10 protein-coding genes are annotated in these 7,470 nt (G+C 56.7%); 5 read left to right on the top strand and 5 right to left on the bottom strand.

Annotation, left to right across the window (positions count from 1 at the left end):
- Positions 1–293: 293 nt before the first annotated feature.
- Complete coding sequence (locus tag BM171_RS18785; RefSeq protein WP_139218748.1) at positions 294–1,061, top strand: hypothetical protein; 768 nt, start codon at positions 294–296, stop codon at positions 1,059–1,061.
- A 173-nt stretch (positions 1,062–1,234) separates the two neighbouring features.
- Complete coding sequence (locus tag BM171_RS18780) at positions 1,235–1,924, top strand: hypothetical protein (RefSeq protein ID WP_139218747.1); 690 nt, start codon at positions 1,235–1,237, stop codon at positions 1,922–1,924.
- Positions 1,925–1,928: 4 nt separating this feature from the next.
- On the opposite strand, the gene BM171_RS17930 is transcribed toward BM171_RS18780, so the two are convergent.
- Complete coding sequence (locus tag BM171_RS17930) at positions 1,929–2,510, bottom strand: recombinase family protein (protein ID WP_093015794.1); 582 nt, start codon at positions 2,508–2,510, stop codon at positions 1,929–1,931.
- A gap of 363 nt (positions 2,511–2,873) precedes the next feature.
- Between BM171_RS17930 and BM171_RS17925 the strand changes: the two genes are divergently transcribed.
- Positions 2,874–3,137 (top strand): hypothetical protein, encoded by a 264-nt coding sequence (locus BM171_RS17925; protein ID WP_093015791.1) that lies wholly within the window; start codon positions 2,874–2,876, stop codon positions 3,135–3,137.
- 30 nt (positions 3,138–3,167) lie between these two features.
- Here the strand turns inward: BM171_RS17925 and repC are convergent, their stop codons facing one another.
- The 4 genes from repC to BM171_RS18775 form a co-directional block, all read right to left on the bottom strand.
- Positions 3,168–4,361, bottom strand: coding sequence for a replication initiation protein RepC (gene repC / locus BM171_RS17920; RefSeq protein WP_093015788.1), 1,194 nt, complete (start codon positions 4,359–4,361; stop codon positions 3,168–3,170).
- Between the two features lie 316 nt (positions 4,362–4,677).
- A complete protein-coding gene (locus BM171_RS17915; protein WP_175497627.1) occupies positions 4,678–5,457 on the bottom strand; it encodes a hypothetical protein in 780 nt (259 codons plus the stop codon).
- A 209-nt stretch (positions 5,458–5,666) separates the two neighbouring features.
- The gene (locus BM171_RS17910; RefSeq protein WP_245760333.1) at positions 5,667–5,957 is read right to left on the bottom strand and encodes a hypothetical protein; all 291 of its coding nucleotides are present in this window, start codon (positions 5,955–5,957) and stop codon (positions 5,667–5,669) included.
- A gap of 188 nt (positions 5,958–6,145) precedes the next feature.
- A complete protein-coding gene (locus BM171_RS18775) occupies positions 6,146–6,424 on the bottom strand; it encodes a hypothetical protein (protein WP_139218746.1) in 279 nt (92 codons plus the stop codon).
- Between the two features lie 121 nt (positions 6,425–6,545).
- Between BM171_RS18775 and BM171_RS17900 the strand changes: the two genes are divergently transcribed.
- On the top strand, positions 6,546–7,175 hold the full coding sequence (locus tag BM171_RS17900; RefSeq protein ID WP_093015782.1) for a lytic transglycosylase domain-containing protein: 630 nt from the start codon (positions 6,546–6,548) through the stop codon (positions 7,173–7,175).
- Positions 7,172–7,462 carry a TrbC/VirB2 family protein gene (locus tag BM171_RS17895; protein ID WP_093015779.1) on the top strand — a complete coding sequence of 97 codons (291 nt, stop codon included), beginning with the start codon at positions 7,172–7,174 and terminating at the stop codon, positions 7,460–7,462. The genes BM171_RS17900 and BM171_RS17895 overlap by 4 nt, the downstream gene beginning before the upstream one ends.
- The last annotated feature ends 8 nt before the right edge of the window (positions 7,463–7,470 follow it).

Here is a 7,470-nt window from a genome sequence, read left to right as displayed (position 1 = left end):
AGTGCGCCGGTCTCGCCGGCGCACGAGTAGAGCCCGGTCCTGGGCGGGCGTGTCCTCGAGCGAACGCACGAGGTCATGAACGATCAGGATTTGCCATGCGCGGAAAAGAGGCGAGATTTGTTTTGATTGACAGTAAAAATCTAATGCTGCAAGTATTCGTCAGGGTCCGCACGCCCCCCTCCGACCGACATCTAGAAAGACCTTGCGTCAGTGCTTTCAACAAAACTAATCGCCATTCTGGATTTCTCTGGATGTAGGTTTGTCGGTCAACCAGCGTCTATCGGGAGATTGATATGGCTGTTGAAGTTCATTCCTCTGGAAGATCAATCAAAAGCTACCGCGAAGAAGCAAAGCGGCTTGCTAAGAGCGATGGAATACCGCTCCACGTAGCTTTGGACCGGATGGCTCAAAAGTTCCACGAAGACGGTGTGCCAAGCTGGGTTGAAGACAAGACCACACTGAAATGGAGCGATCTCGCCAAAGGCGTCTGGAAACTTGGCGACGACAACATACTGCGGCGGCGCGACGACAACATTCTGCGCTATCCAGAGGGTTCGGCGCCGAGCCACGAAACTCCTATTTTCGTCAGACATGAGATTGAAAACCCGATGCTGACGGACAGTCAGTCGGTCATCGAAGGACTCAGAACCGCTGTTCTCAGTAACAAAGTAACTATGCGATCTCGCATAATCCGTTGGGTGGAATGCGACGGAACATTGGTTGAACGGCAAGTCGTAGGAAAGAGCGGCGAGTGCTTTGATAAACCACCGCATACTTGGCGTTATGCGACCAAGTGTGACTGTTGCCTCCGACATGAAATTGATTGTGACGAGGGCTCGGCCTTGTCGATAGGGCCTCTTTTGCGAAAGGCGCTTATGACAGGAACGAAAACGGATATTTCTTGCTTCAGCGTAGCTACTTTTGATTTGGGAGACCGCGATCCTGTCCCGCGCCGACCATCGGGAACCGGCTGGATAACACCGTCACCAGAGGCGGAAAAAATCATGCGCCGATTGTATAGAAGATACGATCTTCGAGACGAGCTTGAACAGGTCTCGTGATGCTTCGTGCCGGAACTACCCTGGACGGAGACGCTTGCAGAACAATGTCTACTCCATATGAGAGAACGCCTGCGGGAAATCGAATTGACCAATCTTTGGCGAAAAGCTTGTCCCGTGCCGCAATAAAGATGGCCGACACAGAGCCCTTGCCTGTGAGGTGGCGGCAGGTAAACGTGGCGAACGTCAAAGGCCGTAAAAGATACGTGGATGCTTGTATAAAAGATGTTAGAAAATGGGGTCGGTATCTAGGAGCAACAGCACGCGATGAATATCGCGAAGCCCTCATCGCTCACTATGGCGTCATAGACTTAGGCCCGAACAGAACTCTTCTCGCCATATTTCAACATCATTTCCGGGTATCTGGAAAAAGGCGCGCTTGGGAGTTTGAAGAAAACCCAGATCAGTTGATTTGTGGCATTGAAGAACACGCCTTGCAGCGGATTGCTCAGAGGTCTGGAAAGAAAGAACTTTTGGATTTCTTAGATGTACTCAGCCCCGTTTGGGGGTGGTGCGATGCTGCGACCAAGGCTCGGCTGCACGGGAGATTTTATGTCCCGCTCCTGGGCGGGTTAGTTATATGCTCCCGCGAGGTTGCACCCCTGCGATGGAGTAATCCGGAGGACTATGAACGCTTTGGAGCGCCCAATCCTGCCGACTTTCCTTCGCCAACCGAGAAAGACTATTTCGTCAGGGTTCGGACCTACCTTTCATGGGACACCATGCGCCCGAATTATCGGAGGCTTTGGGAACGGTTGGCTGAGAACGAAACAATCGAGATTGCGCCGCGTTGCCCGTCTCTCCGCAACCTTAGTGTAGCTCAGGCTGATGCTCTTAAGCTGATGGCGAGCGAGCATCCCTCGTAGCAGCCTAGGTGTTTCGGAGGCGGATGATGGTTGCCCTTGCAACATCAAAGTGCCTGGCGACGGATGAAACACTCTCGCCCCGTTCGAGGCGGTGTCTGGCCTCGGTTTCTTGTGTCTCAGAAAGCGCCCGAGGTCGGCCTAGCTTTTGCCCCTTAGCTTTCGCCGCGGCGAGACCCGCGTTCGTCCGCTCCCGCAGTAGATCGCGCTCGAACTGCGCCACTGCATTTAGGACATTCATGGTTAGTTGTCCCGACGAACTGGTTAGGTCTGTGCCACCAAGGGCAAGGCAGTGAACTCGGACAGGGATCTTTGAGAGAGCCGAAACTGTCTCGGTCACGTCGATAGCGTCGCGCCCAAGCCGATCCAGCTTCGATACCACGAGAATATCGCCGGGTTCGAGACGATCGACCAAGCGCGCGAACTCTGGCCGCTGCATGGCTGGAACGCTCCCCGAAATTGTCTCGGAAACAACACGGTATTCTGGCGGCTGAAATCCTGCCGCTGCGATCTCCTGGAGCTGCCCCGCGACAGTCTGCCCAATGGTAGAAACGCGGACATAGGCAAAAACGCGGCCTTGGGCTGTCATGGTGTGTCCCGGTACGTGCAAAAACCCTGTTCGAAAATAAGGAAGTGTTCAAAATCCGCAAGGGCTAGTTTTTGAACACTCGCAACACAGGTGTTCAAAACCGACCGATTTTGGACAGGCATAACCGGCAGCAAGGGGGGCTGTCTGCCCCCGCGCCTGTCGGCGCTCCCCCGAGGATATTTTCGGGAAGATGAATGCGTATGACGTTCAGCGTTATTGTCTTGCGCTCAACATTATGATATTGCCGAGGTGCGATACAGGCAGGGATGCCGATGGTCGTGGAAGGTGAAGGCGCTATGCGCTGTTCTCCATGAAGGCCGGGGCCGATAGGTGCCGGCCTTCTTTCGTAGAAAGGAACCCCTCATGAAAATCATACTGATCCTGGTGCTGTTCAATTTGCAGTCCGGCTCCGAGGTCATTACGGCCGAGTTTGACGATGCCCGGGCCTGTGATCTGGCCGCGCTTCGAACCTTCCAAGGCGTCACGGCTGAACCTGACATGCGGCCGCTCGATCCCGCCGAAGGCGCCTCCGCGATCGAGGGCACGGTCATCGCGCACGACAGCGACGGCGCGGAAATCGGTATGTATAGCTGCAACCCTTCACGATCCGACCGTCGAGAGGGTTGATCCATTGGAAAGTGCGGCATGGCGGGACTCCTACCAACCCCGCCGCCGCTGCAATCCGATAAGGCTACCGGTCAGGTTCAGAGTTCCCCGCTTGTGAGCTCGAACCATGCCCCGCAGGAAGCCTCCGGGGTTGCGCACGGGCGTCTGTGGGTGGTCACGGTTGGCATCGAGGACCAGGACGCAAAGTGCGGCGACATGACGACCCATAGCTCCGCAGGCTCCGCGCCAAGCCGAATAGTTGATCCCTAGCGGCGTGAGCATGTCGTGCGCGGCGTCGATAATCGCCTCTTCAGTGATCCGGTTCGAGCGCGCTGCTAGAGCTGTCTGGAAGTCGTCCGAAGCCAGCTTGAAAAGCTGCTCCGGCTGCATCAGCGCCTCTAGTTTGGGGTTGATAACTCCGCTCGGCCCCGCATCCTGTTTTTCTAAGCAATCATCAGAACCGCTAGGTTCTGATTTAAGCAAGTTCGAGTGCGCGGGCTTGCCCGCGCTCCTTTCATCGACGCTTGCGTTACAGATTACAGAAGGATTCTTCTCGTTGTCTTCTTGTAATAGAGACCGGAAGGATACTGCCGGTTCGCAGGAAGATTCCGGTAGGTTTTGAAGAAGTTCTTCGAGTTCTTCACACAACGCCGTAGCGTCCTGAATATGCTGTTCTAGCTGCTCGATGCCAAGAGAATGCAAGCGATCCGAACGCGGCCAAGCGTTGAAGCGTGAAAGGGTGGAGGCGATGGCTTCATCATCCAGCGCCTCGGGAGACAAGCGCGCAATGTTCTCCTTCATGCGGCGAAGGCGGACGCTGCGAAGGCTCTTCAGTTCCTTGATCCGGCTTGTGCGCTCCCGCTTCTGGTCTCGTAGGGCCAGAAGATCCGCGAAACAGGCTTTGAGGGGTGTGAAGACGAGCCCTCGGCCAGTTCCAGCTTCCCGCGCACCATTTGCCTTGGTGTCGCGGATTAGCAAGCCGCATCGCTCCAAGGTGCGTTCGTGTGAGCGCATCTGACGGGCAGTCAGATGACAGCGTTCCGCCATCGTCTCCTGGCTGCCGTAGAAGACGGGCTCGGCTCCGGGTTCGGTCCAGTCCTTGGCGCTGGTGCTGCCAATGAGCTTGGTCAGAATGTAGACGGCTGCTGCGCTAAGATTCAGGTCTCGCCCGATCTCGCTTATGACTGCAATAACGTCGCGGCGGGTCATTCCCTGCGGCAACGCAACTTGTGGTGAGTGGTTCATTTCCCTGTCCTTTTACTGCTCGGTGGACAAGGCGGCGAAGCAAACTTCCCCTGTTCGCACAGGTGCGCTTTTTGCTTGTTCGGTTGTTGGGAGGGTGATAGAACCAGTCCTGAAAACAGATCAGTGTGGACCGTTCGGAACGCCAATTCCTAGGTTCTAAGCCCCCCCTCGCTAGGTTGCCGCCTTGCGGGGGGTCTCGCTTTTTGGGGGGTCTGCTCCTTTGCCTGTTCGATTCTGATGATCGTTTGCGACAGGCATACTCTCTTTAGATGCCTGCCGCAATTATAGTATTGCGCAGCCGCAAGTGGCACTACGCTTAGTAGTTGACCTGCTCGAACCCATAATTCCCTTGGTAGTCGCGCCACTCCACGAACACTGAGCGGTGGTAGATCGACGGGCACCACTCCCCGAAACGCTCCATGCCAGTGTGAGCGGCGGGTAGCGCGGAAACCGAAGAACCGGACCAATGGAAGTCGCCTTGGGTGCCATAGGAGCCGAGACGAACATCTGCGCTGCGGGTGCAATTATCACCGTCCTTACCCGTCCGTCGCTGCCGGGCGTAGGTCACGTTGAAGACGCGGATTGAGCGAACGAAGTCAAAAGCGTCACCGCTGATGTCGATGTCTGCGATCCCGTTGTCATCGCTGTATTCACCGTCGACAAATTGCAGCGCGAAACCCTCGGGCAAGGCGTCGGCCAGCCCGCCGGTCCTACGGACAACGGCGGGCTGGGGTTCAAGCGCAGAGTCCGTGAGTGGTGCGCCTGGGAAAGACTGCATTGGGGTGGAACCGTTGCCTTCCATGAGAATGTCATAGAGACGGGCACGGTTACGCTCTGAGGGGTCAGCATCGAAAGACACCCCCATAGGGCACCGCCAAATTTGGAGAGGCGGTTCGACGGGCCAAGGCGTGATCCGCCGAATGAACTCGGCGCGGGCGCGGGTGCAAGGCACCGAGGCAGGCCAGCCGCCGGAGAGGCAAAGCAGAATGGCACAGTCGATTTGATAGCTCTGCGCACGCGCCTGCTCGGGGATCGCGACAAAGCTGGAAGCCGCGACGGCTGCGGCAAGGGCGGTGGTGCGGAGCAACTTGAACATGGCATCTCCATCGGGCTAGCAACGCTATAAGAAGGTGCGCAGCGTTATAATGTCGTCATAAGGCGTCAGAGGTGTGTTGTGCAACAGCATACGAGCGAAAAGTGAGGTCCAAACGATAGCGATAGTTGTGAACTCTAAGCCTGCTGATGGCCCACATTCAGAAATGTTGACTAATTCAGTAGGCGAATATCCGCTCAACCTCGGCGTGTTCAGTCACCTTTGACAACCTGATCGAAGAACCGCCGATATTCCTCGCTCACTTCCTGCCCTTCCTGGAAGGCTCGCGCCCTCTCTTCGTCCAAGCACTGAAGGTACGCGCTGAAGTCCTCGAAGTAGACTTGATAGTCCTCGTAGATGAGGTCGCGATACTCTCGCGCGGCATCAATTTCGGTAGGCACGAAGGGCCTTTCAGGGGGAAAACAGGTGTTTGCGAATGCTCCCGAAGCCCCAAAAATAGACGAGATTATAAGTATGTAGCCCATGCCAAGTCGTCCGGTCATCTGTCGCTATCCCTTTAGATCGCTTGGGAAATGAAAAGCCCGCGTGTAAAGGTGCCTTAGACCAAAACTCTTCGGGCCATGCAACATTACAATGTTGCTTCCCATCTTATAATGTCGTAGGACTGTGGTGCCCGAGAAGGGTTCGCGGTCCGTTAGCCAAAAGGAAAGCGCCGACCGTGAGGACAGACCTAAACAAAGAAGCGCCTAATGTGGTTACAGAGACGCAGTTCAAGGTCCTCTTGCAGCAGGGGTATCAAGCTGAGGTTGTTTGTAAAACCCCAGCGTTCCGCAAAAATGCCGTCTGGTATGGTGAGTGGTTCATCCGTGCTGTCACCGAGGATAGATCGGTCGAAAAGCTCCTTGTGCCGGGTCGGCGGTGGAACAAACAACCAGAAGAAATCCCCTTGCGTCTCTTCAAGACTGCCAACGGCCTTATCTCGTTCCTTGTCGGGTTCGGGTTCGACCATATTCACATACCTATGCAAAAGGGCGGTCGCGCCCTCCACTGCCTACCGAACGGCGGCAAGCTACCTATTAGCGAGTAGCGCAGCCCTAACGCTTTCCTGCACTGCCGCTCTCTCTCAGGGCATGGTGCTGGTAATGGAAGGCGACGGGTCTCTTCGCGCCTCCACCCCGCAATCCAATTTCTCCCGAAATTACAATGACGGCGTGGGCCAAGGTTCGGCCTCCGATGAGCTTATGCTTTTTGGAGGCCAAAAGACGGAATCCGAAGCTGAAGACGAAGGGTCGTTCCGTGTCGCAGCCGTGGCGCCTCGCGCCGTCACGCCGCGCCCGGCGATCCTGAACGCCATCGACCAGACAGCCCTCCGGTATGCGAGCCACCCGGCTCTGCGCCGCGCGGACATGACCGTGACGGAATGGCGGCTTCTGTTCCAATCCAACATCGAAATTGAGAGCGCCTACAACCCGTCCGCCCGCAGCCATGTGGGTGCAATCGGGTTGGGGCAGCTCATGCCAGCGACCGCGGCCGACCTCGGGGTCGATCCGCACGACTGGCAACAGAACCTCGACGGGTCAGCCCGCTATCTCCTCATGATGCTGGCCCGTTTCGGGGACGCTCGACTTGCATTGGCAGCCTACAACGCTGGCCCCGATGCGGTCGCGCGCCATCGCGGAATCCCACCCTTCCGGGAAACGCAAAACCACGTCAGCCGCGTGCTGGCCGTTTTCAACAGGCTCGAAGGAGAACATTCATGAAGCCTAACATTAACGCGCTCGTCGCGCTCTGCGGGGTACTGCTTGTTGTGGCGGAACCGGCACTGGCGCAGAGCATCGACCTGTCGCCGGTGCAGGCAATGCTGCAAGGCATTGTTGACGCCATCACAGGCCCCCTCGGCATCGTGATCGGCACCCTCGCCGTGATCGCCGTTTTCCTGTCCTGGCTCTTCAACATCATCGACCTGCGCCAAGCCATGTGGGTCTTGGTCGGGATCGCCGGCATCGCGGCTGCGCCCACGATCGTCGCAGCAATCTGGACGAGCTGAGGAACCTC

The organism is Roseivivax halotolerans, from assembly GCF_900115815.1.
GTDB classification, from domain to species: domain Bacteria; phylum Pseudomonadota; class Alphaproteobacteria; order Rhodobacterales; family Rhodobacteraceae; genus Roseivivax; species Roseivivax halotolerans.
This window is presented reverse-complemented; position numbering and strand designations above follow the sequence as displayed.